Here is a 24,229-nt window from a genome sequence, read left to right as displayed (position 1 = left end):
CGGAGAATTGCATGTCACGCATCGCCGATTCAGCGCCTGCGGTGGAAGTTCACGACTTGTCGAAGGCCTACGGTCCCACTGTCGCCAATGACAAGGTCAGCTTCTCCGTCGCTCGCGGCCGCGTCCACGCCCTGCTCGGCGAAAACGGCGCCGGCAAGTCGACCACCATGAAACTGCTCTCGGGGCTCGTGCGGCCAGATTCTGGCACGATCCGAATAGGCGGCCGCGACGTCAATTTGCGCAATGCGCGCGATGCCCATGCAGCGGGGGTTCAGACCGCCTTTCAGGAGCTGACGCTGGTGCCAGACCTGAGCGTGCTCGACAACATGCTGCTGGGCCGGTCGCGCCGGACGATCATCGGCACGCTGGACCGCAGCCGTGCGCGGCGCGAGGTGACCGCACATTTCGAAGCGCTGGGCCTCGACGTCGATCTCGATGCGTTGGCCGAGGAACTGACTTTGGCTGTGCGCCAGAAGATCGAGATCGCCCGCGCTCTCTACCGCCAGCCAGAAATCCTGTTGCTCGACGAGCCGACATCGGCGCTCTCTGGCAGCGATGTCGACTGGCTCGGCCGGATCATCGCGGACGCGGCCGCGCAGGGGATTACGGTGCTGTTCATCTCGCACCGCTTGCCCGAAGTGCGCGCCTTCTGCGACACGCTCACCATCTTGCGCAACGGACGGTCCGTGACTTCGGCGAAGGTCGCGGATGTCAGCGATGCCGAAGTGGTCGAGATGATCGTGGGCCGCTCGGTCGAGAATGCCTTCCCGCCGCGCCGCGCCCCGAAAGCGATCGCGGGGCAGGTCCCGGTTCTCGCCACTCGCGCGCTGTCGGCGGGGCCGAAGCTGCGCAAGGCCGAAATTTCTCTACATAAGGGAGAAATCCTCGGGATCGCCGGGCTGCAAGGCATGGGGCAGGAGGCGCTGTTCTCCGCCCTTTTCGGACAGGAGCGGTTGCGCGCGGGCCATATCGAGCTGGACGGGACGCCCCTCCATCTGCGAGCCCCGGCCGATGCGCTGCATCCGTCGGTCGCGATCGGGCTCGTGCCCGAGGAACGCAAGACGCAAGGTTTGTTCCTGGAACTCAGCGGGCGGCAGAATGCCAGCCTGCCGGTGCTCTCGCGGTTTCACCGGGGGCCGGTTCTCGATGACGGGGCGGAGGCGCGTGCCGCTGCGGGGGCTTTCGCCGCCGTCGAGGTGGACGAACGCGCGCATTACCTGCCCGCGGGCGCGTTCTCGGGCGGCAATCAGCAGAAGATCGTGCTGGCCAAGTGGCTCGTGGCGCAAAGTCGGATTCTGCTCCTCTTCGATCCGACGCGCGGCATCGATGTCGGGACGAAAGAGCAAATCTATGCGCTGCTGCGCGCCTATACGGATGCAGGCGGTTCGGTCCTGCTCCATTCCACCGAAATCCCTGAACTCGTGCATCTGTGCGACCGGGTCGGCGTCCTCTACGAGGGTCGGCTGTCGTGTTGGCTCGAGGGTGAAGAATTGAGTGAGAACGCGATCATGCAGGCCACGCTCGGCGGGGACGCACCGCTGAAGGGAGACACGACACATCCGAAACAGGAGGTCCGGGCATGAGTGACCAAAGCCTATCATCCGGGGCCGCGCCGCGGCGCAAGTCCTCCAACTGGCTACGCAGCCTGCGTCACGGACAGGCCGTGATCGTCGCGGCGCTGGTGCTGGCGGGCCTCATGGCGTTGAACGCGGGGCTGAGCCCCTATCCGCTGAGCTATTTCGACATCTCATTTCTCGCAAGCGGCGGGGCGACCTCCGCGATCGCGGCTGCAGGGCAAACACTGGTTATCCTGTCGGGCGGCTTCGACCTGTCGGCAGGCGCGGTGGTCTCGCTGGTCAACGCGGTGCTTGCGACCTCGATGGACCCGGCGAACATGCAGGCCTCCGTGCCGCTCTGGACCGCGATCGGGATCGGTATCGGCATGGCCGTGGGCGCGGTGAACGGCTTTTTCGTGGCCGTGGTGCGCCTGCAGCCCATCGTGGTCACCTTGGCGGTGATGTTCATCGTGCAAGGGCTGACGCTCCTTGTGATGGCGATGCCGGGCGGCTTCGTCGCGCCTTCGCTCGCATCTGTCTATCTTGGTGACACGATCCCTGGTCTTCTCCCCGCACCGATCACGCTGATGCTCGTGCTGGTGGCGCTGTGGCTCTGGCTCAAGCGCACGGGCTACGGGATCACGCTTTATGCAGTGGGCAGCGATGCGGAGGCTGCCCGCGCGACGGGGCTTCACGCGCGCACCGTTACCTTCGCGACCTACGTGCTCGCAGGTGGGCTTTACGGGCTTGCCGGGGTTTTCGTGAGCGCCCAGACCGGCAGCGGCGACCCGCTGGTGGGGAACTCGCTTCTGCTGCCGACCTTCGCGGCTGTGGTGATCGGCGGCACCCGTCTTGGCGGTGGCAAAGGCGGTGTGCTGGGCACGATCCTCGGGGCCTATATCCTGATGATCGTCGTGAACCTTCTGCTGTCGCTCAACGTCTCGGCTTACTATTCGACCATTGCGGAAAGCGCAGTGCTCCTGATCGCGGTGCTCGCGGGCTCGCTGCGCCGTGACAGCACGCTCTCGCAACGCCTGCGCGAAGTCACCGATGCGATCGGCGCCCGACGGCGCGGATGGCTTGTTGGCCAGCGCTCGGGTGAGGATCACAGGTTGGCTTTCACGCGACCGGCAGAGACCGCCCCCGCGCAAACTTTCCTGCAACGTCACGGTCATACGCTGCGCCACGTTCTGCCCGCCTGGATCTGCCTCGTGGTGGTCCTGATCGCGACGCAGCTGGTGCTGGGCAATGTCTTCAGCGGCTGGCGCTACTGGGACTCGCTCCTTGTGCTCTCGAGCTTCCTCGCGATTCTCGCTCTGGGGCAGGGCGCGGTGATCCTGACCGGGGGGCTGGACCTGTCGTTGCCCTGGAGCATCGCGCTGTCGGGCGTGATGCTGACCGGGCTCGTTGGCGGCCAAGACATGGGGTTGCTCACGGCGCTGCCGGTCGTCTTCGCGGTGGCTGCGCTGATCGGGCTCGCGAACGGGCTGGGCGTCGTGGCGCTGGGCCTGTCGCCGATCGTCGTGACGCTCGCGATGAACGGCATTCTTCAGGGTGCGGCGCTGATCTGGTCCGGCGGCACGCCCGCCGGGTTCGCACCGCCCTCGCTGCGTTGGCTGATGACCGGCAAGCTGATGGGCGTGACCCCGGTGATCATCTTCATGGCCGCCTTCGTCGCTCTCGCGATCGTCCTCTTGGGACGCACCGGGTTCGGGCGCCGGGTCTACGCGGTCGGCAACAGCGAACTGGCGGCGCGCCTCTCGGGGGTGCGCACAGGACGGGTCATCATCTCTGTCTACATCCTCTCGGCGCTCTGCGCGGCGCTGGTCGGCGTTCTGCTGGCGGGCTTTTCCGGACAGGCGAGCCTCGGGATGGGGGATGACTACCTTCTGCCCTCGATCGCGGTCGTCGTCGTGGGTGGGGCGCTGATCACCGGTGGCCGCGGGCATTACGCGGGCATGCTGGGGGGCGCACTGCTGCTGACCGCGATGCAGACCCTGCTTGCCGGCACCGCGCTGCCCTTCGCATTCCGCTCAGTGTTCTTCGGGCTCGTCATCCTGATGGCCGTGATCGCATTGCGCAAATAACCAAGGAGATTTCGATGAGTGATACATCCAGGATGAAATTGCCCGGCCTCGAGGGCAAACGCGTTGCGGTCACGGCGGGCGCTTCCGGCATCGGTCTGTGCATCGCGCGGGAACTGGCTCGGCAAGGCGCGCGGCTGGCTATCTGCGACATCGATGAGGCCGCGCTTGAACGGGCCGCGCAGGAGCTGGGCGCCGAAGTGGCCCTGCGCGCCGACGTCTCGGATGAAGCTGCGGTGGCATCTTTCTTCGAAGCGATCGGCAACACCCTCGGCGGGCTCGATGCGCTGGTCAACAATGCCGGCATTGCGGGGCCCACCGGCTCGGTCGACGAAATCTCGCCCGAGGATTGGCGGCGCTGCCTCGATATCGGCCTGACAGGTCAGTTCCTATGCACGCGGAAAGCGGTGCCGATGCTGCGCGCGGCAGGGGGCGGAGCGATCGTCAATATCTCCTCCTCGGCGGGCAAGTTCGGCTATGCGTTCCGCACGCCCTACGCCTCGGCGAAATGGGGGGTGATCGGGTTCACCCAGAGCCTGGCGAAAGAGCTGGGCCCGGAGAATATCCGTGCCAATGCGATCCTGCCCGGCATTATCGAAGGGCCGCGGATCGAAGGCGTGATCGCAGCTCGCGCGAATCAGACCGGGATCAGCCATGAAGAGATGACCGAGCGGTATCTGTCGAACGTCTCGCTGCGCCGGATGACCCCGCCCGAGGACGTGGCGGACATGGCCGCCTTCCTGATCGCTGAGACCGGGCGCAACCTGTCGGGGCAGAGCTTCCCCGTCGATGGCAATGTGGAGACCTTGTGATGAAAGAGCCTGTCGCCTGCGTCGGTTCGGGGCTTATCGGGCGTGCCTGGGCCATCGTGTTCGCCCGTGCCGGTCATCCGGTGCGGCTGTGGGACGAGGTTCCCGCCGCGCCAAAGGCCGCGCGCGACTTCGCCGCCGAGATGCTGCCGGAACTGGAGCGTCTGGGCCTCATCCCCGGAACCGCCGAGGAAGCCCTCGCGCGCATCGAGCCGGTCGCCACGCTCGAAGAGGCGCTCGAGGGCGCGCGGCACGTGCAGGAGAGCACTTTCGAGGAAATCGGAGTGAAGCGCGAAATTTTCGCACGTCTCGACGCGATTGCCGGGCCTGATACCGTGCTCGCCTCCTCGTCGTCGGCTCTGCTGCCTTCGGCCATTTCCGAGGGGCTCGCGGGACGTCACCGGGTCATGGTCAATCATCCGATCAATCCTGCCTATCTCGTGCCCGCCGCAGAGTTGGTGCCTGCGCCCTGGACCGATCCCGCGCTTCTTGAGCGCACAGCGGATCTTCTGCGCGACGCCGGCATGCGCCCGATCGTCATGCAGAAGGAAATCGACGGCTTCGTGATGAACCGCCTTCAGGGCGCCCTTCTGCATGAGGCGTTCCGGCTTGTGGCCGATGGATATGCCAGCACTGAAGACGTCGATATCGGGTTGCGCGAAGGGCTGGCGCTTCGCTGGTCCTTCATCGGCCCGTTCGAGACCATCGACCTCAACGCGCCCGAGGGCGTGCGGCAATATGTGACGCGCTATGGCGGCATTTACGACGGCATGGCGGGGCAACCCGCGGCGGACTGGCGCGGCCCCGTGCTGGACCGGATCGAGGCGGAGCGCCGTGCGGCGCTTCCCGCAGACGAGCTTGCTCAGCGGCAGGCGTGGCGAGACCGGCGCCTCATGGCGCTCGCCGCTCACAAGCGCCGCGCAACAGACGAAATCGGAGATTGATAGAATGCCAGACAAGGTCATCCTCACCTGCGCCGTGACCGGCGCCATTCATACGCCGACGATGTCGGACCACCTGCCCATCACGCCCGACGAGATCGCCGAAGCCGCGATCGGGGCGGCCGAGGCGGGGGCCGCAATCTTGCACCTGCATGCCCGTGACCCGAAAACTGGAAAGCCCGACCAGTCGGCCGAGGCCTTCGCGCCGTTCCTGGGCCGGATCAAGCAGGCGACGAATGCGGTGGTGAATATCACCACCGGCGGTTCGCCCTACATGACGGTGGACGAACGCACGAAGCCCGCGGCGCAATGGGCGCCCGAGGTCGCCTCGCTCAACATGGGGTCGATGAATTTCGGCTTCTTCCCGCTTCTCGCGAAATACAAGGAGTTCAAGCACGCATGGGAGCGCGAGCATCTCGAGGGCTCGCGTGACCTCGTCTTCCGCAATTCGTTCAAGGACATCGAATACGTGCTGGAGACCTGCTACGACAACGGCACCCGGTTCGAGTTCGAATGCTACGATATCTCGCATCTCTACAACCTCGCGCATTTCGCGGACCGTGGCCTCGTGAAGCCGCCGTTCTTCGTTCAGTCCGTTTTTGGCCTGCTGGGGGGGATCGGCACCCATCCCGAGGATGTCATGCACATGAAGCGCACGGCAGACCGTCTCTTCGGAAAGGATTTCCGCTGGTCGGTTCTGGGGGCCGGCAAGGACCAGTTCCGCATCGCGACACAGGCACTGAGCATGGGGGGCAATATCCGCGTCGGTCTCGAGGACAGCATCTGGATCTCGCGCGGCAAGCTTGCAGAGAGCAACGCCCAACAGGTCGCCAAGGCGCGCGCCCTCGTCGAGGGGCTGGGCCTCGAGCTCGCGACGCCGGACGAGGCACGCGAGATGCTTGCGCTCAAGGGCGGCGACGCCGTGAACTTCTGAACCGGATACCAAGGGAGGAGACCAACATGCAGATCGATATTCTGCTCGACGTGAAGACGACACTGGGTGAGGGCCCGGTCTGGGACGTCGAAAGCCAGCGGCTCTATTTCATCGACTCGATGGATGGACGGGTGTTTCGCTGCACTGCGGACGGCACGGAACTGCGCGCCTGGGACGTGCCGGGCAAGATCGGCTCGATGGCGGTGCGCAAGGACGGCAAGGGGGCCATCGTCTCGCTCGACAAGGGGTTCTGGTTGCTCGATTTCGACAGCGGCGATTGCGAGTTGCTGCACGACCCGGAGGCCAACCTCGCAACGACCCGTATCAATGACGGCAAATGCGACCGGCGCGGTCGGTTTTTCGCCGGTTCGATGGATATGCAGGAAGAGGGGCCGCTGGGCGCACTCTACCGCGTCGATCCCGACCTGAGCGTTACCAAGCTCGAGGAGGGGATCATCTGCTCGAACGGGCCGTGCTTCTCGCCGGACGACAAGACCTTCTACTTCACGGATACCTGGACCGGTGAGATGTGGGCTTATGACTATGATATCGAGACCGGCGGCATTTCGAACCGTCGCACCTTCGCGAAGGCCGACACCTCGAACGGCGGCGCCGCGGACGGGGCGACGGTCGATGCGGAGGGCTATTACTGGATGGCGCTGGTCTATGACGGGCGGATCTGCCGCTTCGCACCGGACGGCACGCTCGACATGGAAATCCCGATGCCAGTGAAGAAGGTCACGAGCGTCCAGTTCGGCGGCCCCGATCTCGATGTGCTCTACGTCACGTCGATGGCGAAGCCTCCGCTGCCGCGTTTCCCCGACGACGGTGTTCAGCGTGGCAGCCTGTTCGCGATCCGCGGTCTCGGCGTGAAAGGCGTGCCGGAGCCGCGCTTCGGCGGCTGAGTGCTCAAAGCCGCCCCCCTCCAAGGCCCTGCGCGCACTCGGCGCGCAGGCGCATCCAGAACGATTGCGTGAGACCGGAGAGCGGCCAGCGCTCGGACTGATCGTGGCGGTTCGTTTCCCAAAGGGAGCAGTGCAAAATTCGCCTCTCTGGGAAAGTTATCCCTAGTAGGTCTGCCACTCCAAACTCTCTCCGATACGAAGCATGGAATTTTCCTGAAATTTTCAGACCGGAATTTTCAGGTCGGCGAGGGACACTGGGTCCCATGAAAGATCTTGCAAACCCTCCCGCCAATCTCGCCCGATCCAATCCTCGGACCGCGTCGACCCATATACAAACCTGCACCCTCTCAAAGGCGAAGAGTCAGCGCATGCATGACTATCGGTTGGGGCGCATCCCCGCCTATGTCGACCAGACGAAGCTGCGCGACAACCGCGTGCTGATCCGGTTGCGTCCGCTTACACAGGTGCGCGCCGAGAATGCGCGGCTTCGCGAAAAGGCCGGTCGGCAGCGCAAAATGAAATCGAACGCGGCCGTGGTCATGATAGGAGTGATCACTCTCGGCGTGCTTGCCGCACGAGATTTCAAGAAGCTTTCGCCGAAGCGGCAGAACAAGGCATTTAAGAGACTTGTCCGGAGCCTCGCCAAGAAGTTCGCCACAAAGGTGGAGTCACTGGTCGTTCATCTCGATGAAACGACGATCCACGCGCATTTCATGCTGCGCGCCTACGACCATTCCGGCCACGCGCTCAGCGACGAGATCAAGCGTGATGCCACCACCTCGATTCAGGATATTACGCACGGCGTGCTCGCGCGCTTCTGCCCCAAAATAGAGCGCGGACATCGCAAGCTCGATCGCCTTGCCGCAGGAGCGAATTATGTCGAGACACTACATCGGAGTGTCCGGGCTCTCCACCAAGATCTCCCGCGGGAGATCGAAGAGCGGGAAGCAGAACTCACTGCAATGGAGGTCGCGAAGGCAGAGCTCCAGGCCGAGATCGAGGAGGGGCGCAAAGATCTCGATCGTCTGAGCGAGGAGCAACGCACCGAGCGCCTCGCCCTAGCGTCACAGAAAACGCAAATGGAGGCCCGCGCGCGGGATCTCGATGCGCGGGATGCGGATGTTCGGGCGCGAGAGGACAAGCAGCAAGAGCGCGAGGATGGGCTCGACCGGCGGAAGGTGAGTATCGACAAAAACGAAGCAGATCTCGGCCAAGCGCAAGACAGGCACGCGCTCATGGCAGACCAACTTGTCAAGCGAGAGGAGGAGGTCAAGGCGGCGCGCGCTGAGGCCAAGAAAACTCAGTCGACCTACAGGGGCGCGCTTACGGCGATGGAGGGTGCCCTTGCGGAAATTTCAGATGGAACCCTGCGGCGCGACCCGGCCACGGGTAAGCTCATGATGAAGGACGTATCTCTTCTACGGGCGCTCCCGGAGGAGTTGCGCGTGGGGCTCTTGCGACCCATGCGCGGGCTGGTGGATATCAGGTCGCTTGTAGATCAACGATCCAGGGAGCTTGATCGCAGAGGCCGGGCGTTCGAGGAAAAGCAGGCCGCCGTTGGCGAGGTCATAACCGCGCTCACCGAAGGCCGTGCTGAAATTTCGAATGGCGCTGTCGTGATGGAGGATTTGCCGCACTGCCTCAAGGCGCTTGGCGAGAGCGACGAAGACCGGATGATCCAGGGTATTCTGGATCTTCTGGTGCAAGCCGTGGAGACCGGCGTTGGTGCGCTGCAGCCGGTGCGCGATGAGGAGTTTGACGGACCGGGAATGGGGTGACCCTGGGCGCTTGCTGCAAGATACCCTCAGCCCGCCAAGGGGAACCATGCAAACCCGCATGGCCTTTCCCGGGAGAGGCTCTCAAATGGAGCTTTTGACTGTTGGCGCGGCGCACTATCCTCCTCGCAGTGACTAAGCGAGCCCGAAATGCAGACGAACGGCAAAACTCAAGATCCGACGCAGATCGCCGCTGTTGCGCTGAAAGCTTTTGCACGCGTCGCCGCGTCCTGGGGTCTCAGCGAGAAAGAGGCCGCCGGCCTCGCGGATATGTCCGAAAGCGAGTGGACGCGTGCCAAGAAGCCTGATTTCGCGGGCGACCTGACCAGAGATCAGCTCCTGCGCCTGAGCGCGGTGGTGGGCATCTACGAGGCGCTCGAGCTCTATTTTTCCGAGCCGCTCGCGAGAAGCTGGTTCGCGCGGCCGAATGCAGGTCACTTGTTTGATGGCCGCTGTCCGGTCGAGGCAGCCATCGAGGGTGGCCTGCCGCAGATCCTCGCGATCCGGACCTATCTCGACGATCTGCTGGAAGGCGCATGAGCACCGCCCTTGGCGACGCTATATTCATTCCGAGCGTTTACTGAGCAAGTGCCAAGGGAAACGGGCAGGAGCTCTGCAAGTGCCTGGCGACCTCGTGAACCTTCTGAGGAGAGAGCCCCATCTCGCTCACGAAGGAGTTCTGAAGCTCCAGTGGGACTTCGGAAAAGAATGCGAAGACGGGGCCGATGGCGCGTTTTGCGGCATCGATATCCGAGATGCTCTGGGCGAGTTGATGAGCGGACAAGTTCGCACCATAGGGTGCGTTAACCGTTCCAAGAACAAGGGACGCGATCTGCGACATTGTCCCACTTATTTTCATCATCCTCAGGCAACGCGCCCGAGATCTCATGAGATAATATATGTTCCTGTGGCTGCCTGCATCGATATCGCAACGATCCGTTCGACATCCCGGCGAGAAGCGATGGCATCGTCATGACCAAGGCGCGGCGCGCATGCGTGGGGTCTGCGTGCTGCCGTCCTCCGGGCGGGTGGCCAACTTCCTTCATGTGCTGAATTCCAGCACATCTCGATCCGCCAGACCGATCTCCGCCAGCTTATCACCGGCGCGCTCGCCGCTTCCCCTCTCGCGATCGGCGTCCCGCGCCGGGGCGATTTGCTTGCCTGGATCGGTTACGGACCGTTGCTGCCTGAAAGGAGAATTCTGGAATCTGGAAATCGATGTGCCAAGGCACGTCGGATCATCCTTCCAAATGCGAGCCTTCAAACAGAGGGTGCTCGTTTTACTGTATTTGTTCAAACCTGCTTTCTAAAAATTTCAGTAGCTTAAGAGGTGGTAGGGGGGCTCGTTCAACGATATGGCATGTCGCGAACCGAGCACCCCCGCGCTGTTAAACGAGCACCTACGGGCCCGGCGCTTAATGTGCTCGTTTATATGCGGTTCGGGTGTGGCATGTCGTTGAACGAGCACCAGGGAGGGCGAGTCGCCCGCGTGCTCTCTCGCGGGTTTCTTCAATCACCGTTCTTGTCAGTTCCGGCAACCTTCTCGAAGCAAAAATCCGATCGAACGGCGGATGAAACTGTCCAGCGGCCCCGCGAGCCGTCGCACTGATGGCTCAAGGACAGCCGTGCGCTGATAATCAAACTGGAAAACCCAGTAGGGTTTGACCAAACGGGCGCTCGCTACCTTCCGCGATCGATTGATCTTTTCGGCTATGCCGTCATTGCAGGTTCAATTGTGTGATCATCCGTTCCAGACGTTCCATCGCGCGCACGCCGTCCTCGATATCGGGCACATTGCGGCTCTCGCCCTGCAGCACTGCCGCCGCATCGGAGAGGAGCGCCGCGTAGCCTTTGTGATCCTCATTCGCGGCCGCCGTGAAGTTCGGTCGCCAGCTCAAGGTATCGCAGGTTGGATCGAGCATTGCCCTTGGATCGTCGGCCTTGAAGGGCGGATCGCGATAGAGCGCCACATCGATGATATTGTCGACATGCAGGCGCGCGTGATCGCCCATGATGCGGATCTCTTCCATCGGGGTCCCGCGCGATTGCACGGTGCCCATGACGATATTGCCAATCACGCCGGTCTGCGTCGTGAAATTGAGGTGTAGCAAAAGTTTGCCTGGTGCGGGAGAGACGTGGCGCACTTGCATGTCGCCGAAATCGTCCCCCGCGAACCATGGGATCAGGTCCATGTAATGCACGCAGTGATGCAGGAAGAAGCCGGTGTAGTCGGGCTCGCCCTGAAAATAGGTCGGGGCGGTCATGTAGGCTCCGGTGATCCCGAGAACGGGGCCGAACTCCCCATGATCGAGGACGTTCTTTGCGATCTTGTTGCCGGTCGAGTAGCGCTTCATGAAGCCGACGATGACCGGTTTTTTCGCGGCCTGCGCGGCACGTGCGATCTCCCGGGCGCCTTCGGCGGTGGCGGCGGGAGGTTTCTCCATGAAAACCGGCAACCCGCGTTTGAGCGCGGCCAGCGTCGCCATCCGGTGAAGCTCCGGCCCCACGGCCATGCCAATCGCGTCAAGTCCAGGCGTGGAGATCATGTCCTCGAAGTCGGAGAACAGCGCGGTGACACCGTATTCCTCGCCGGTGCGGGTCAGCGCCGCTGCATCGCGATCACAGAGCGCCGCGATGCGAATGTCGTTGCGCCCGAGTTGAGGTAGCAGCATTTGGCGCGCATGGCGCCCACAGCCGATCCAGCCGATCTTCATCATTGGTCTACCTCCGCGAGCGTCAGCGAATTGCGGATCACGCCCAGACCGGCGCGCAACTTGTCGGACTCATCTTCGCGCGGCGCGCGCCATTGCGCGATGGGGAGAGCGATGCGGTCATCGGCCCGCCGGAACGGCTCGAGAGATATCGGCCCATCGTAGCTCACTTGGTGCAGGGCACGCATGATCGCGGTCCAGTCGAGATGCCCGGTGCCGGGGTGCCCGCGGTGGTTCTCATTGGCCTGGAAATGCGCGATGCGGGGCCCCGCCAGTCGGATCGCATCGGCGATCGAGCGGTCCTCCATGTTCATATGGAAAGTGTCGAGCATCAGCTGGCAACCCGGATCATTGACCGCGTCGACCAGTTCGACCGCCTGACGGGTGGTGTTGAGGATATCCGTTTCGAACCGGTTCAGGGCCTCGACTGCGAGAACCACGCCCGCCGAACGTGCCAACGGCGCCACCTGCGAAAAGCCCTCGATAGTGCGATCGGCGCGGGCCGCGATCTGGTCATCGCTGCGCGGGCAGGGTGGACGCCCCCCGAAGACCATCGGTTCCCCGTAGAGCGGGCCGCCGACGATGCCGACGCCCAACTCGGCCGCGACCTCCACGCAGAACTTCAGATAATCGAGGCCACCTTTCACATTCTCCGGGTCATCGGATGCGATGGAGCGTTGCGGATTGACCCGCGCCGCCAGCACCAGCGAGATACCTGCATCGGAAGCTGCGGCTTTGACATCGGCCAGCGGCAGATCGTCCTCTGGTTCGGGCACCAGTAGCTCGACGAAGTCGAAGCCAAGCTCCGCAGCATGGGCGAAATAGTGCAGGTCCTTGCCGGTGAATGGCCGGGTGAACTGCATTGAGATGATACCAATCGGGTTTTTCAAGATAGGTCCTTTCTAGCCTTTCACAGCGCCTTGCGTGAGGCCGGAGATCAGGCGTTTCTGAACGATGAGGAAGAGCACGGTCGCGGGCAATGCGCCGACGATCCCACCCGCCGTCAGCAGGCCCCATTGCACTTCGTATTCGCCGATGAGTGTCTGCACGGCGACGGTGATCGTGCGCACGTCGCGTCCACCGAGGGTGAGGGCGTAGAGATACTCGTTCCAGGCGGTGATGAAGATGTAGATACCGGTGGCGATAATGCCGGGTAGGCACAGAGGTAGCACGACGCGGCGCAGCGCTTGCAGGCGGGTGCAGCCATCGGTCATTGCCGCCTCGTCGAGCGAGCGTGGGATGCCGTTCATGTAGCTGACCATCATCCAGATCGAGAAGGGGATCGCGACGGTCGAATTGGCGATGATCAGCGCGAGGTGGGTGTCGAGCAGGTGCAGCCGGCGCATGAAGACGAAGAGCGGCAGGATCAGCAGCACCAGCGGGAACATGTTGATGAGCAGGAATTGCAGCATCAGGATCCGCTTGCCCCGGAAGTTGAAGCGCGAGAACGCGTAGGCCGCCGTGATCGAGAGCGAGAGGCCCACGACGACGGTGCCCGCCGCCACGATGAAGCTGTCGAGAAGGTTCTTCCCAAAGCCCACCGTCTCGAAGAGGCGCGTGTAGTTCTCGATCGTCGCGTTCCAGATCGAGGGGCCTTGCGTGAACAGTGTCGATTGCGGGCTGAGCGAAGTGATCAGCATCCACAGGTAGGGGCCGAGCGTGAAGGTGAGAACCGCCAGCATCGGTAGTTCGACGACCAGAAAGCGGTTGAGGCGGGAGCGTTTGCGCAGGCTCATGAGGACACCGCCTTTCCGGTCCGGCGCAGATAGAAGACCACGACGACCATCAGCATGGCTGTGAACAGGACCGCGACCGCCGAGCCGTAGCCGAAATCGAGGTTCGTGCGGGCCTTGATGAACGCGTAGAGCGGGAGCGTGTAGGTCGAGTAGCCGGGGCCGCCGCCGGTCATCACGAAGATCACGTCGAAGCTGTTGGCCACCCAGATCAGCCTGAGCAGGACCGCGGTCGCCATCACTCCAGAAATGCCGGGCAGGGTGATGTGCCAGAATTGACGCCAGGTCGAGGCGCCGTCGATCGATGCCGCCTCGTAATAGCTGCGCGGGATCGATTGCAGCCCGGCAAGGATCATCACCGCGAAGAAAGGAAAGCCTTGCCATGTCAGCGTGACAATGATCGCGCCGAGGGCGGTCTTCGGGTCGGCAAGCCACGGGATCGCCTTCTGGATAAGACCGACCCGAAGCAGGAACTCGTTGGCGATGCCGTAATTACTGTCGTAGATCCAGACCCACATCAGTGCGATCACGACAGAGGGCAGCGCCCAGGGGATGATCACCAATGCGCGGGCCAACGGGCGCCACGGAAACTCCTGGTTTAGAAGGAGGGCCGTGATCAGTCCCAGCAGCAATTGCGCGGGGATAGTCGCTGCCATCCAGATTGCGGTGTGGCGCAGCGATATCCAGAAAACCTCATCGTTCAGCGCGGCCTTGAAATTCTTCAGCCCGACGAAGTCGAAGGCATTCGGTCGGAACAGCACGTAATCGTGCAGGCTCATCCATGCGGTTTGCAGCATCGGCAGGAAGACGATGGCCAAGGTTACCAGCACGGCTGGCGACAGCATCGCGTAGGGCAGCACGCGACGGCCCAGCCCACGCCGCTGCGGGGAGGTGGAAAGCTCTGGTCTTGTCATGTTCGAAGCCAATCAGGGCAGGTTTGGAAAAGGGCGCGCACGAAGGATGCGCGCGCGCCCCGGCTGCGTCGGCGGGATCAGTCGCCGTTATAGAGTTTGGCGATTTCCTCGTTCATCTGCTTGGGCGTGATCTCCCCGGTCAGAACCCTTTGCATCGCGGTGGGCCAGACGGTGTTCACGAAGTCCGAGGTTTGAGAAACGTTCGGATAGAGATGCGCGAAGGGTAGCGAGCCCACCGTGGCCTGAACGAAGCGTTTGGGCTGGAGCGTCCAGCTGTCCGCATCCGATTTCACGACTGGCAGCTGGCCGGTCGCCTCGTTGAACTTGGCGTTGTTTCCGGGGCTCGAGAGGAACGAGATCCACTTCCAGGCAGCCTCCTTGTCCTCTGCGCCTGAGAAGATTGCGGTGCTCTCGTCACCGAATGCCGTCCAGCGTCCACCGCCACATTCGGGCACCGGCACTGCCGAGACTTTGTCGCCAAGAGCCTCGACCATGCCATTGGCCGAGCCGATATGGTGGATCGTCATCGCGGTCTTGCCCGCCTTGAACGCACCGATGATCTCCGAGAAGCCGTCATTGGGAGCCGACGGCGGGAAGACGTGATCCTTGCGGAACAGGTCCTGCACGAATTGCGTGCCCGCGATGCCTGCATCCGAGGTCAGACCTTTGGTCAGGCTTACGCCCTCACGGCCGAGGGTGAAGCTCGCCCATTGGTCCTGGCCACCCTTGGCGCCGCGAAAGCCGAAGCCATAGACGTCGGGTGTTCCGTCGCCATTGGTGTCGCGAGTGAGCTTCTTGGCGTCTTCCTCGAACTCCGCGCAGGTTTTCGGAGGGGTCAGGCCCAGCTCCTTGAACATGTCGGTGCGGTAGTAGAGGTAGAGGATCACGTATTGGATCGGCAGGTAATAATGCTCACCATCTGCCGCTTGCGTAAGTTTGAAGAGGTTCTCGTCGATCTGCGACTTGCCGGCCCACTTCGAGAGCTGATCGTCGATCGGTTCTAGCGCGCCCATCTCGATCAGGCGCGGTTGGGCAAACATCTTGACCATCGCCGCGTCGGGTGCATTGCCCCCGATAATTGCGGTGTAAAGCTGGTCATAGTAGCTGTTCCAAGGCACGTTTAGAGCATCAATCTTGATGCCGGGATTTTCCTTTTCGAATTTCGCGACCAAGTCGCTCATCGGGTTGTCGGCATTGTCGAAGTGATACCAGAAATGCACGGTGCTGTCGGCATGCGCGATCCCGGCCGCCATGGCCAGAATCGAGGCAAGTCCGAAGGTTTTGATCCGTTTCATCTTTCTCCTCCCTTGGGTTGACCGTTCTCCTCAGACGGTCTGTTGAAATACCTCGCCCACACGAGCGAAGGCCGCGCGGGCCTCGGGCAGGATGCTGCCCATCTGCATGAAGCCGTGAACGACGCCTTCGATGCGGTCATAAGGATCGTTGCGCCCCAACGCGTGAAGGCGCGCCGCGAGCTGGTCGCTGTCCGAGCATAACGGGTCGATCTCGGCGGCGTTCAGGTAGAGCGGTGGCAGGGCACGCAGAGCTGCATCATCCGCAGCCAACGGTGAGACCGTCGCCTCTTTTCGGTCTCCGGCGGGGCAATACCAATCCCAATAGCGTTGCATCTTGTCGCGTGTCAGGCCCGGCCCCGCGGCATAGGTGCGGTAGGAAGCTGTCTCGAAATCCGCGCCGTAGACGCCGTAGAAAAGAAGTCCCATTTGCGGCAGATCGGTCTCCGCCGAGATCCTGCGCAGCATCAGCGCCAGCGCGAGGTTCGCCCCGGCGCTGTCGCCCGCGATACTCCAATGCCGGGTCCTGTCGCGCGCCTCCCAAGCCGCCTCGACGTCATCGAGCCCGGCCGGAAAGGGATTTTCCGGTGCCAGACGATAATCGAAGGTCAGCACCGGGCAGCCACAGGCAAGCGCGAGCCGGCGCGCTGCGCCTTCGTGGGTTAGCGCAGAGCAAAACGCCCAGCCGCCCCCATGCACATGCAAGATCGCGTGACGCCCGTCGTCGTTCGGCGGCGTCGCAAGCCGCGCGGGCAGGTCACCTATCAGCACCGTGCGCGTCTCCATCGGAGGCAGGTCGGCGTTCCAGCGGGCGTTGGTCATTTCGGCGAGCGCGCGCCCGAGACGCGGCGCCATCAGAGTGGGATCGCCCAGACCGGCATCCTCTTGTGCGAGGCGTTCAAGCACCGGTTCCATCGAGGCGCTGAGGCGTGTCATGACTGCTCTCCGGCATCGCTCGCGCGCAGATCGGGGCCGAAATCCACAATCGTGGTGATGTGGTGATCAAGTAGCTGCCGCAGATGTTCTACGTCGCCTTGGGCAAGAGCCGCGATGATCGGAACATGCCGTTCGGCAGTCTCTTCCAGCGCACGATTGGGTTGCGAATTCAGAATCTTGTAGCGGTGGTTGTGGATCAGGCACCGGCTGAGGATGGGGGTGACGAGCGGCAGATCGGCCGCGGCAAAGAGCCGTGCGTGAAATCCGCGGTCATGGGTCGAAAGCCGGTATTCATCGCCGTCGCGCGCGGCGTTGCGCATCGCGTCCAGCCTTGCGCGCAACTCGCCAAGCAAGGCGGCGTCGGTGCGAGCCATCACCCGGTCGAGATGGTTGCATTCTATTCCGCGGCGGATCTCCAGAAGGGCGCGCGCGTCATCAGCAGCACAGGGGGCCACATGCGTCCCCCGGTTGGGCAGCCGGTTGACCAGCCCTTCTTCGTTTAGCCGCATCAACGCTTCGCGAATCGTGCCTTGGCTGCAGCCGAACCGTTGCGCGAGATCTAGTTCCGTCAACGCGCTTGAGGGCAGCAAGGTGCCTAATACGATTTCCTGCTGCAGAGCCTCGAAAACCTGGTGGCTGCGTCGGCCCGAGGGGCGGACTGCGCCGCCGGTCGACGTGAACGTATCAAAACTTTCCGCGGCCATTCGTCTTTCCCAATTTCGTGGCTTGCCTCAGATTATCAATATCGATAACATGCAAATTATCGATAATGCAAGCGCATTTCGAACGGGAGGAGACAACGCGCCATGGCAGAGATTTCGTTACGCAAGATCGTCAAGGATTACGGGGCCGTGCGGGCGATGCACGGTGTGGATCTGGACGTCGCCGACGGAGAGTTCGTCGCATTTGTCGGGCCTTCGGGCTGCGGCAAGTCCACCTTGCTGAGAATGATCGCGGGGCTCGAAGAAATCTCCGATGGCGAGTTGTCGATCGGCGGTCGCGTCGTCAATGAGCTCGAGCCGCGCGATCGCGATGTGGCGATGGTGTTTCAAGATTACGCGCTCTATCCGCATATGACGATCCGCGCCAATATCGGTTTCGGCCTCAAGATGCGTGGTTTCAAAGCGGCTGAGATCAACGAGCGCGTCGAGCGCGCGGCGGGCATCTTGCAAATTGCTGATTTTCTCGATCGCAAACCCGGTCAACTTTCCGGTGGCCAGAGGCAGCGCGTCGCGATGGGACGCGCTATCGTTCGTGAGCCCTCGGTCTTTCTGTTCGACGAGCCTTTGTCGAACCTCGATGCCAAGCTGCGGGTCGAGATGCGCACCCAGATCAAACGACTTCACGCGATGCTGCGCACGACGATGATCTACGTCACCCATGATCAGACCGAGGCGATGACGCTTGCAGATCGCGTCGTGGTGCTGCGGGGAGGTCATATCGTGCAGCAGGGTGCTCCGATGGAGCTATATTCCAACCCTGAGACACGCTTCGTGGGGGAGTTCATCGGCTCGCCGCAAATGAACATCATGTCGGGAATCCTGGACCGGTCCGGAGATGTTCCGCAGCTGCGTCTGGGCGATCAGGCGATGCCGCTGGGCGCGGTCGCGGCAGCAGACGGGGCGCGCATCGATGTGGGCGTTCGCCCTGAGCATCTGACCCTGGCCGGGCAGGGGGCTGAGATGATCCGGGCCGTGCCCGAAGTGTTCGAGCCGCTCGGATCGGACCTGATGGCGATCTGCAGCTTCAGTGCGCATGAACTGACAGCGCGACTCGATCCGAATTCCCGCCTGACGGCTGGCACGCCGATCCCTCTTAGCTACGCTATGGAGAATTTGCATTACTTCGATGCTGAAACCGGGAAGAGGCTGGCGACTGTTTGAAACTCCGATTTTCGTGTTGGTTGGCTGTCGTGAGAAGTTCGTAACGCATTGAGTTTTAAGGAATTCCCTTGCTCCGATCTATCGGGATGAGAGAGGCGGGTCCGATAGATGGTTTTGACAAGATTGCTCTCTCGCTGTGCGGATCTTCAGGAAGGATGACAGCAAGCGCTTAATTGCCCCTCTGGAGAAAGGGGTGCCCAAGCTTAAGCTTCTTCGAGGCTGCGGCGCCGGCTGATAGCAGCCTCTGTCTTAAATTCGATGGACGACCAAAGGCGGAAGTTCACGGATGCTATAATATCTTGACCTCACTCTTGCCGAGGCGCGACCTCGAAAAGATCAGTGTGATCGTCCTGAATGCGGTCGATCTGGTCGAGGATGCGCGACAGGTGATCGCGCATCGCCTGAGTCGCCCGATCAAGGTCGCGGCTTTCGAGCGCGCTCAGGATCTTCACGTGATCGTCGAACGCATCGCGCGAGGCGAAAGACAGCGACAGCATCCGCACGCGGTCCATGTGCCCCTTGTTCTCGGCGATCAGTTCCCATGTGAAGCCGAGCCCGGCACGGGTGCAGATCTCGCGATGAAACTGATCGTCCAGTTCGTGGAATTTGGTCTTCTCACCCTTTTCCATTGCGGCACGCTGTTGCTCGATCAGATCGCGCAACGCCGCAAGATCCTCATCGGTCAATGCGGCGACCGCGACGCGCACAGTTTCAACCTCGAGCGCGTTGCGAATGAAGCGCGCCTGCAGCACCGCTTCGCGTGAAATCAGCGAGACCGTCGTCGCACGCTGAGGTCGAATCACAAGAAATCCGAGCTTCGACAAACGGTAGAAGGCATCGCGCACCGGCTGGCGCGAAACCCCCATCTGCTTGGCGACCTCCACTTCTGAGAGCTTGGTGCCCGGTGGCAGGGATAGCCCCAGAACCTGTTGGCGCAAATGTTCGAAAACGACATCGGAAACCGACATGCGTGCGTTCTGATCAAGCTGGGTCAAAGGCAGGGGCGCGGGCATCGGAACTCCTCGTTGACGGTCCGGGTATTCTAGCATATTAGTTTATCAGTTCGGTGGTAGTCCACCTAAGAAAATAGCTACAGGGGGAGCGATAGACCATGGCGCTGTTGAATAAAGATCGCCTGCTGCCAGCGGATCCGGGGGTTCGTGCCCTTGCGCGCGATCTCTATGACACGATCAAGGACGCGCCGATCATCTCACCCCACGGCCATACCGATCCGCGCTGGTATGCGCAGGACGAAGCCTTTCCCGATCCCGCCCAGCTTTTCGTGACGCCCGATCACTATGTGTTCCGGATGCTTCACAGCCAAGGCGTGCCGCTGGAAGCGCTTGGCGTGCCGCGCGTCGATGGCGGCGAGACGGAAACCGATGGCCGCAAGATCTGGCGGCTGTTCGCGGAGCATTACCACCTGTTCCGCGCCACGCCCTCGCGGATCTGGCTGGACCATGCGTTCGAGACGATCTTCGGCTTCACCGAGCGGCTCAGCGCCGACACCGCGGACATGTATTACGATCGCATTTCGGAGGCGCTTCAGCGCCCGGAGATGCGCCCGCGCGCTTTGTTCGATCAGTTCAATATCGAGGTGATCGCGACTACCGAAAGCCCGCTCGACGATCTGAAATGGCACCGGATGATCCGCGAAAGCGGGTGGGGCGGGCGCGTGATCACCGCCTATCGCCCCGATCCGGTGGTCGATCCCGATTTCGAAGGCTTCGCGCAGAATGTCGAGACGTTCTGTCAGCTTGGCGGGCAGTCGGGCACATCCTTCGCGGCCTATCTGGACGCCCATCGCGACCGGCGCGCCTATTTCGCCTCTTTCGGGGCGACCTCGACCGACCACGGTCATCCGAGTGCCGCGACGCTCAATCTGGATCGCGCCGCGGTAGAGGCGCTCTATGACAAGGTGCTCGCGGGGAAAGCGGACGCGGCGGAGCGCGAGGCATTCCGCGCCCAGATGCTGACCGAGATGGCGAAGCTGTCCTGCGAGGACGGTCTGGTGATGCAGATCCATCCCGGCTCGTCGCGCAACCATTCCGACCCTATCCTAGCCCGCTTCGGGCGCGACAAGGGCTGCGATATCCCGACGCGCACCGATTATGTCGCAGCCCTCAAACCGCTTCTCGATGCGGTGGGGCAGGACCCCGAGCTGCGCGTCATTCTGTTCACGCTCGACGAGACGACTTATGCGCGCGAACTGGCGCCGCTGGCGGGTGTCTATCCCTGTCTGCGCCTTGGTCCCGCGTGGTGGTTCCATGACAGTTTCGAGGGCATGTGGCGCTACCGCGAGATGACCACCGAAACCGCGGGTTTCTACAACACGGTCGGCTTCAACGACGACACCCGTGCCTATTTGTCGATCCCCGCGCGCCATGACGTCGCGCGCCGGGTCGATGCCGGATTCCTTGCCAACTTGGTCGCCACCGGGCGGCTGACGGAGGAGGAAGCTTCTGAGGTCATTCATGACCTCACACACAGGCTTGCACGCCAAGCCTACAAGCTCTGATTGAGCACTTTCTGGGAGGAGAGAAGTAATGAAGAAGACACTGACACCTATCGCTGCGCTGCTGATTTCGGCCGCCAGCGTCACGACCGCGTCGGCCTGCGACATGACCCTGCGCTCGTCGGACACCCACCCCGACGGCTACCCGACCGTCGAGGCGGTGAAATCGATGGCCAAGGAGGTCGAGGCGAAGACCGATGGCCGGATCTGCATCGAGGTCTACCCGTCCGCGCAGCTGGGCGAGGAGAAGGATACGATCGAGCAGACCCAGCTGGGCGTGATCGACATGGTGCGCGCCTCGTTCGGCACGTTCAACGACATCGTTCCGGAAACGCAGCTGTTCTCGCTGCCCTACCTGTTCCGTTCGGTCGAACATCAGCACCACGTTCTCGACGGCCCGATCGGCGCCGAAGTCGGCAAGGCGTTCGAGGCACATGATCTGGTGCAGCTGGCCAATTACGACGCCGGTTCGCGCAGCTTCTACAACTCCGAGCATCCGATCAAATCGATCGACGATCTTCAGGGCATGAAGTTCCGCGTCATGCAAAACGACGTGTTCGTCGACATGATGAAGGCGATCGGGGCCAATGCCACGCCGATGCCCTATGGCGAGGTCTACTCCTCGATCCAGACCGGCGTCATCGACGGTGCGGAGAACAACTGGCCCTCCTATGACAGCTCGGGCCATTACGAGGTCGCGCCCTATTACACGCAGGACCAGCACCTCATGGTTCCGGAACTGGTGGCGATGTCGCTCACGACCTGGAACAAGCTGAGCCCCGAAGACCAGAAGGTCATCAAGGCTGCTGCGAAGAACTCGGAAACGCTCGAGCGCAAGCTCTGGGCCGAGCAGGAAAAGAAATCCGAGGACAAGGTCGAAGCGGCTGGCGTCAAAGTCGTGAAGGACATCGACAAGCAGCCCTTCATCGACGCGATGAAGCCGGTCTACGACAAATACGTGACCACGCCCGAAGCGAAGGATCTGGTGGCACGCATTCAAGCGACCGAGTGATCTGACCCATCGACCCCCGCCCATAGGGGCGGGGGCACATTCTTTCCGTGGAGTTCCCTCCGATGCGCAACGTTGTGGAGAAACTAGCCGTCTGGACCGGCTGGTTGGGCCGCGCTGCCCTATGGCTATCAGGGATCGGGCTGGTGCTGATGACGGCTTTCGTCTTCGCCCAGGTCTTTTACCGCTACGTCCTCGGCTCAAGCCTGTTCTGGGCCGAACCGGCCAGTGTGATCCTGATGGGTTGGTTCATCTTTCTCGGCGCGGCTGTCGGCATCCGGGAGGGCTACCACCTCAGCTTCGACGTGCTGCTTTTCGTGCTGCCCGAAAAGGTGCGCCTGACCTTCTTCTCGATCTCGGACCTCGTTGTCGCGGCTTTCGGTTTCGGGATGCTCAAATACGGCTGGGAGCTGGCTGACAAGATGGCCGCCACGACGATTTCGGGGCTCGGCGTTTCCGGGGCCTTCCGCTTCGTGCCGGTCGCGGCGGGCGGAGCGCTGCTGATGATCTTCTGCGCCGAGCGCATCCTGCGCCGGCTCGCGGGTCTGTCTACGTCGCGGTTCGGCGACGATCACGACGCGGCGGAGCTCGAGGGCGAAGCTGTAACTGGCGAAGGGAACTGAGCTCATGGAACTCTGGATCTTGTTCGGGACCTTTACCGTCCTTCTGCTGATCGGAACGCCGGTCGCATTCTGTCTCGGCGTGGCCTCCTTTGCGACAGTCACCTATCTCGGGCTTCCCCCGGTGGTGGTGTTCCAGCGTCTGAATTCCGGCGTCTCGGTCTTTGCGCTGATGGCGATCCCGTTCTTCATCTATGCCGGTGACCTGATGGTGCGCGGCGATATCGCGCGGCGGTTGGTCGCGCTGGCGGGCGCCTTGGTGGGGCATATGCGCGGCGGGCTGGGGCAGGTGAACATCCTCGCCTCGGTGATGTTCGGCGGCGTGTCGGGCTCGGCTGCGGCGGATGCCTCGGCAGTGGGCGGCCTGATGGTGCCGCAGATGCGCGAACGAGGTTACGGCGCGGATTACGGCGTGAACATCACCGTCACGGCGGCGATCATCGCGCTGATGCTGCCGCCCAGCCATAACATGATCATCTATTCGATCTCGGCAGGCGGGAAGATCTCGATCGCCGACCTGTTCACCGCCGGGATCATTCCGGGTCTGGTGCTTGCGCTGTCGCTGATGACCGCCGCCTATTTCGTCGCCAAACGCCGCGGCTACCCGACCGAACCGTTTCCCGGTCGCAGGGCCCTCGGCCGGTTGTTCTGGAATGCGATGCCCGGTCTGATCATGATCCTGATCATCTTCGGCGGCGTGCGCTCGGGCATTTTCACGGCTTCGGAAAGCTCCAATATCGCGGTGGTCTACGCGCTTCTGGTGACCGTCTTCCTGTATCGCACGATGAAGCTGTCGGATTTCATCGAAGCGACCAAGGGCGCGGTGCGCACGACGGCGATGGTGCTGATGGTGATCGGCTGCGCGGCCTCCTTCGGCTGGCTGCTGGCCTATCTGCAAGTGCCGGCCAAGCTGATCAATCTGCTCGAGAATTTCTCGCATAATCCGATCGTCATCCTGCTGCTGATCAACCTGTTGCTGCTGGTGCTGGGCACGTTCATGGACATGTCGCCGCTGATCGTGATCACCACGCCGATCTTCCTGCCCGTGGCTCAGGCCTTCGGCGTCGATCCGGTGCAGTTCGGGGTGATCCTCGTGCTCAACCTCGGGATCGGTCTCTGCACGCCGCCGGTCGGTGCGGTGCTGTTCGTCGGCTGCGCAGTGGGCCGGGTGCCGATCACGACGGTGATGAAATCGATCTGGCCGTTCTATTTCGCGACCTTCGCCACGCTGATGCTGGTGACCTACATCCCGGCGCTTTCGCTCTGGCTGCCGTCGGTCTTCCACTGAAAGGAGTTTTCGCATGAGCTATCCGATCGCCTATCCCGATGAGGGCATCGCCCGTCAGGTGCTGACCGAAAACGAGCAGATGATGCTGGTCTCGGTTCGCTTCGAGGCCGGGGCAGAGGGCGCGCTCCACTCCCATCCTCACGTGCAGGCCACCTACTGCACCTCCGGCGAATTTCGCTTTGTCCTCGATGGTGCGGAGCACGTGCTGCGCGCCGGGGACAGCCTGATGATACCGTCCGGCGCCGAACACGGCTGTGTCTGCGTCGAAGCGGGGGAGCTGCTCGACTGCTTTAGCCCGCGCCGCGACGACTTTTTGTGAAAGGA

Annotated in this window: 23 protein-coding genes; 14 read left to right on the top strand and 9 right to left on the bottom strand. The window is 62.5% G+C overall.

The genetic code is table 11. From position 1 onward, the window contains the following. Positions 1-11: 11 nt before the first annotated feature. The 8 genes from BMI86_RS05400 (at position 12) to BMI86_RS05365 (ending at position 9,544) form a co-directional block, all read left to right on the top strand. Positions 12-1,583 (top strand): sugar ABC transporter ATP-binding protein, encoded by a 1,572-nt coding sequence (locus BMI86_RS05400; protein ID WP_078540086.1) that lies wholly within the window; start codon positions 12-14, stop codon positions 1,581-1,583. Beyond that, positions 1,580-3,643 carry an ABC transporter permease gene (locus tag BMI86_RS05395; RefSeq protein ID WP_078540085.1) on the top strand — a complete coding sequence of 688 codons (2,064 nt, stop codon included), beginning with the start codon at positions 1,580-1,582 and terminating at the stop codon, positions 3,641-3,643. The genes BMI86_RS05400 and BMI86_RS05395 overlap by 4 nt, the downstream gene beginning before the upstream one ends. 14 nt (positions 3,644-3,657) lie before the next feature. Then, positions 3,658-4,452, top strand: a complete 795-nt coding sequence (locus BMI86_RS05390; RefSeq protein WP_078540084.1) for an SDR family oxidoreductase — start codon at positions 3,658-3,660, stop codon at positions 4,450-4,452. Then, positions 4,452-5,393 carry a 3-hydroxyacyl-CoA dehydrogenase gene (locus tag BMI86_RS05385; RefSeq protein WP_078540083.1) on the top strand — a complete coding sequence of 314 codons (942 nt, stop codon included), beginning with the start codon at positions 4,452-4,454 and terminating at the stop codon, positions 5,391-5,393. The genes BMI86_RS05390 and BMI86_RS05385 overlap by 1 nt, the downstream gene beginning before the upstream one ends. Before the next feature lie 4 nt (positions 5,394-5,397). Next, the gene (locus BMI86_RS05380) at positions 5,398-6,324 is read left to right on the top strand and encodes a 3-keto-5-aminohexanoate cleavage protein (protein ID WP_078540082.1); all 927 of its coding nucleotides are present in this window, start codon (positions 5,398-5,400) and stop codon (positions 6,322-6,324) included. Between the two features lie 26 nt (positions 6,325-6,350). After that, complete coding sequence (locus BMI86_RS05375) at positions 6,351-7,229, top strand: SMP-30/gluconolactonase/LRE family protein (protein ID WP_078540081.1); 879 nt, start codon at positions 6,351-6,353, stop codon at positions 7,227-7,229. A gap of 368 nt (positions 7,230-7,597) precedes the next feature. Then, the gene (locus BMI86_RS05370; RefSeq protein WP_168173788.1) at positions 7,598-9,007 is read left to right on the top strand and encodes a plasmid recombination protein; all 1,410 of its coding nucleotides are present in this window, start codon (positions 7,598-7,600) and stop codon (positions 9,005-9,007) included. A 147-nt stretch (positions 9,008-9,154) separates the two neighbouring features. Then, positions 9,155-9,544: an antitoxin Xre-like helix-turn-helix domain-containing protein gene (locus BMI86_RS05365; RefSeq protein WP_078540079.1), complete on the top strand. Its 390-nt coding sequence runs from the start codon at positions 9,155-9,157 to the stop codon at positions 9,542-9,544. A gap of 37 nt (positions 9,545-9,581) precedes the next feature. Here the strand turns inward: BMI86_RS05365 and BMI86_RS05360 are convergent, their stop codons facing one another. The 8 genes from BMI86_RS05360 to BMI86_RS05325 all read right to left on the bottom strand — a co-directional run bounded on the left by BMI86_RS05360 (position 9,582) and on the right by BMI86_RS05325 (position 17,294). Beyond that, positions 9,582-9,845, bottom strand: coding sequence for a hypothetical protein (locus BMI86_RS05360; RefSeq protein WP_078540078.1), 264 nt, complete (start codon positions 9,843-9,845; stop codon positions 9,582-9,584). 877 nt (positions 9,846-10,722) lie between these two features. Then, positions 10,723-11,721, bottom strand: coding sequence for a Gfo/Idh/MocA family oxidoreductase (locus BMI86_RS05355; RefSeq protein ID WP_078540077.1), 999 nt, complete (start codon positions 11,719-11,721; stop codon positions 10,723-10,725). Then, complete coding sequence (locus BMI86_RS05350; protein WP_246831627.1) at positions 11,718-12,578, bottom strand: sugar phosphate isomerase/epimerase family protein; 861 nt, start codon at positions 12,576-12,578, stop codon at positions 11,718-11,720. Before BMI86_RS05350 ends, BMI86_RS05355 begins: the two co-directional genes overlap by 4 nt. 39 nt (positions 12,579-12,617) lie before the next feature. Continuing rightward, a complete protein-coding gene (locus BMI86_RS05345; protein WP_078540075.1) occupies positions 12,618-13,451 on the bottom strand; it encodes a carbohydrate ABC transporter permease in 834 nt (277 codons plus the stop codon). After that, entirely contained in the window at positions 13,448-14,362 is a 915-nt protein-coding gene (locus BMI86_RS05340; RefSeq protein WP_078540074.1) for a sugar ABC transporter permease, read from the bottom strand. Before BMI86_RS05340 ends, BMI86_RS05345 begins: the two co-directional genes overlap by 4 nt. Before the next feature lie 77 nt (positions 14,363-14,439). Beyond that, positions 14,440-15,657, bottom strand: a complete 1,218-nt coding sequence (locus BMI86_RS05335; protein WP_078540073.1) for a sugar ABC transporter substrate-binding protein — start codon at positions 15,655-15,657, stop codon at positions 14,440-14,442. Between the two features lie 30 nt (positions 15,658-15,687). After that, a complete protein-coding gene (locus BMI86_RS05330; protein ID WP_078540072.1) occupies positions 15,688-16,590 on the bottom strand; it encodes an alpha/beta hydrolase in 903 nt (300 codons plus the stop codon). Then, positions 16,587-17,294 (bottom strand): GntR family transcriptional regulator, encoded by a 708-nt coding sequence (locus tag BMI86_RS05325; protein ID WP_078540071.1) that lies wholly within the window; start codon positions 17,292-17,294, stop codon positions 16,587-16,589. Before BMI86_RS05325 ends, BMI86_RS05330 begins: the two co-directional genes overlap by 4 nt. A gap of 102 nt (positions 17,295-17,396) precedes the next feature. On the opposite strand from BMI86_RS05325, the gene ugpC reads away from it, so the two are divergent. Next, the gene (ugpC, locus tag BMI86_RS05320) at positions 17,397-18,473 is read left to right on the top strand and encodes a sn-glycerol-3-phosphate ABC transporter ATP-binding protein UgpC (RefSeq protein ID WP_078540070.1); all 1,077 of its coding nucleotides are present in this window, start codon (positions 17,397-17,399) and stop codon (positions 18,471-18,473) included. A 305-nt stretch (positions 18,474-18,778) separates the two neighbouring features. On the opposite strand, the gene BMI86_RS05315 is transcribed toward ugpC, so the two are convergent. Next, complete coding sequence (locus BMI86_RS05315) at positions 18,779-19,486, bottom strand: GntR family transcriptional regulator (RefSeq protein ID WP_078540069.1); 708 nt, start codon at positions 19,484-19,486, stop codon at positions 18,779-18,781. 98 nt (positions 19,487-19,584) lie between these two features. Between BMI86_RS05315 and uxaC the strand changes: the two genes are divergently transcribed. The 5 genes from uxaC to BMI86_RS05290 all read left to right on the top strand — a co-directional run bounded on the left by uxaC (position 19,585) and on the right by BMI86_RS05290 (position 24,224). After that, entirely contained in the window at positions 19,585-20,991 is a 1,407-nt protein-coding gene (gene uxaC / locus BMI86_RS05310; RefSeq protein WP_078540068.1) for a glucuronate isomerase, read from the top strand. 28 nt (positions 20,992-21,019) lie between these two features. After that, complete coding sequence (locus BMI86_RS05305; RefSeq protein WP_078540067.1) at positions 21,020-22,000, top strand: TRAP transporter substrate-binding protein; 981 nt, start codon at positions 21,020-21,022, stop codon at positions 21,998-22,000. A 62-nt stretch (positions 22,001-22,062) separates the two neighbouring features. Further along, positions 22,063-22,620 (top strand): TRAP transporter small permease, encoded by a 558-nt coding sequence (locus tag BMI86_RS05300; protein ID WP_078540066.1) that lies wholly within the window; start codon positions 22,063-22,065, stop codon positions 22,618-22,620. 4 nt (positions 22,621-22,624) lie between these two features. Then, entirely contained in the window at positions 22,625-23,905 is a 1,281-nt protein-coding gene (locus BMI86_RS05295; protein ID WP_078540065.1) for a TRAP transporter large permease, read from the top strand. Between the two features lie 13 nt (positions 23,906-23,918). Next, entirely contained in the window at positions 23,919-24,224 is a 306-nt protein-coding gene (locus BMI86_RS05290; protein WP_078540064.1) for a cupin domain-containing protein, read from the top strand. The last annotated feature ends 5 nt before the right edge of the window (positions 24,225-24,229 follow it).

The organism is Thioclava sp. DLFJ5-1 (genome assembly GCF_002020115.1).
Classification (GTDB): domain Bacteria; phylum Pseudomonadota; class Alphaproteobacteria; order Rhodobacterales; family Rhodobacteraceae; genus Thioclava; species Thioclava sediminum.
This window is presented reverse-complemented; position numbering and strand designations above follow the sequence as displayed.

What these genes read in the sequence shown, in the direction of transcription:
- BMI86_RS05400 (WP_078540086.1), top strand. Translation starts at nt 12, where the DNA reads ATGTCACGCATCGCCGATTCAGCGCCTGCGGTGGAAGTTCACGACTTG.
- BMI86_RS05395 (WP_078540085.1), top strand. Translation starts at nt 1,580, where the DNA reads ATGAGTGACCAAAGCCTATCATCCGGGGCCGCGCCGCGGCGCAAGTCC.
- BMI86_RS05390 (WP_078540084.1), top strand. Translation starts at nt 3,658, where the DNA reads ATGAGTGATACATCCAGGATGAAATTGCCCGGCCTCGAGGGCAAACGC.
- BMI86_RS05385 (WP_078540083.1), top strand. Translation starts at nt 4,452, where the DNA reads ATGAAAGAGCCTGTCGCCTGCGTCGGTTCGGGGCTTATCGGGCGTGCC.
- BMI86_RS05380 (WP_078540082.1), top strand. Translation starts at nt 5,398, where the DNA reads ATGCCAGACAAGGTCATCCTCACCTGCGCCGTGACCGGCGCCATTCAT.
- BMI86_RS05375 (WP_078540081.1), top strand. Translation starts at nt 6,351, where the DNA reads ATGCAGATCGATATTCTGCTCGACGTGAAGACGACACTGGGTGAGGGC.
- BMI86_RS05370 (WP_168173788.1), top strand. Translation starts at nt 7,598, where the DNA reads ATGCATGACTATCGGTTGGGGCGCATCCCCGCCTATGTCGACCAGACG.
- BMI86_RS05365 (WP_078540079.1), top strand. Translation starts at nt 9,155, where the DNA reads ATGCAGACGAACGGCAAAACTCAAGATCCGACGCAGATCGCCGCTGTT.
- BMI86_RS05360 (WP_078540078.1), bottom strand. Translation starts at nt 9,845, where the DNA reads ATGTCGCAGATCGCGTCCCTTGTTCTTGGAACGGTTAACGCACCCTAT.
- BMI86_RS05355 (WP_078540077.1), bottom strand. Translation starts at nt 11,721, where the DNA reads ATGATGAAGATCGGCTGGATCGGCTGTGGGCGCCATGCGCGCCAAATG.
- BMI86_RS05350 (WP_246831627.1), bottom strand. Translation starts at nt 12,578, where the DNA reads ATGCAGTTCACCCGGCCATTCACCGGCAAGGACCTGCACTATTTCGCC.
- BMI86_RS05345 (WP_078540075.1), bottom strand. Translation starts at nt 13,451, where the DNA reads ATGAGCCTGCGCAAACGCTCCCGCCTCAACCGCTTTCTGGTCGTCGAA.
- BMI86_RS05340 (WP_078540074.1), bottom strand. Translation starts at nt 14,362, where the DNA reads ATGACAAGACCAGAGCTTTCCACCTCCCCGCAGCGGCGTGGGCTGGGC.
- BMI86_RS05335 (WP_078540073.1), bottom strand. Translation starts at nt 15,657, where the DNA reads ATGAAACGGATCAAAACCTTCGGACTTGCCTCGATTCTGGCCATGGCG.
- BMI86_RS05330 (WP_078540072.1), bottom strand. Translation starts at nt 16,590, where the DNA reads ATGACACGCCTCAGCGCCTCGATGGAACCGGTGCTTGAACGCCTCGCA.
- BMI86_RS05325 (WP_078540071.1), bottom strand. Translation starts at nt 17,294, where the DNA reads ATGGCCGCGGAAAGTTTTGATACGTTCACGTCGACCGGCGGCGCAGTC.
- ugpC (WP_078540070.1), top strand. Translation starts at nt 17,397, where the DNA reads ATGGCAGAGATTTCGTTACGCAAGATCGTCAAGGATTACGGGGCCGTG.
- BMI86_RS05315 (WP_078540069.1), bottom strand. Translation starts at nt 19,486, where the DNA reads ATGCCCGCGCCCCTGCCTTTGACCCAGCTTGATCAGAACGCACGCATG.
- uxaC (WP_078540068.1), top strand. Translation starts at nt 19,585, where the DNA reads ATGGCGCTGTTGAATAAAGATCGCCTGCTGCCAGCGGATCCGGGGGTT.
- BMI86_RS05305 (WP_078540067.1), top strand. Translation starts at nt 21,020, where the DNA reads ATGAAGAAGACACTGACACCTATCGCTGCGCTGCTGATTTCGGCCGCC.
- BMI86_RS05300 (WP_078540066.1), top strand. Translation starts at nt 22,063, where the DNA reads ATGCGCAACGTTGTGGAGAAACTAGCCGTCTGGACCGGCTGGTTGGGC.
- BMI86_RS05295 (WP_078540065.1), top strand. Translation starts at nt 22,625, where the DNA reads ATGGAACTCTGGATCTTGTTCGGGACCTTTACCGTCCTTCTGCTGATC.
- BMI86_RS05290 (WP_078540064.1), top strand. Translation starts at nt 23,919, where the DNA reads ATGAGCTATCCGATCGCCTATCCCGATGAGGGCATCGCCCGTCAGGTG.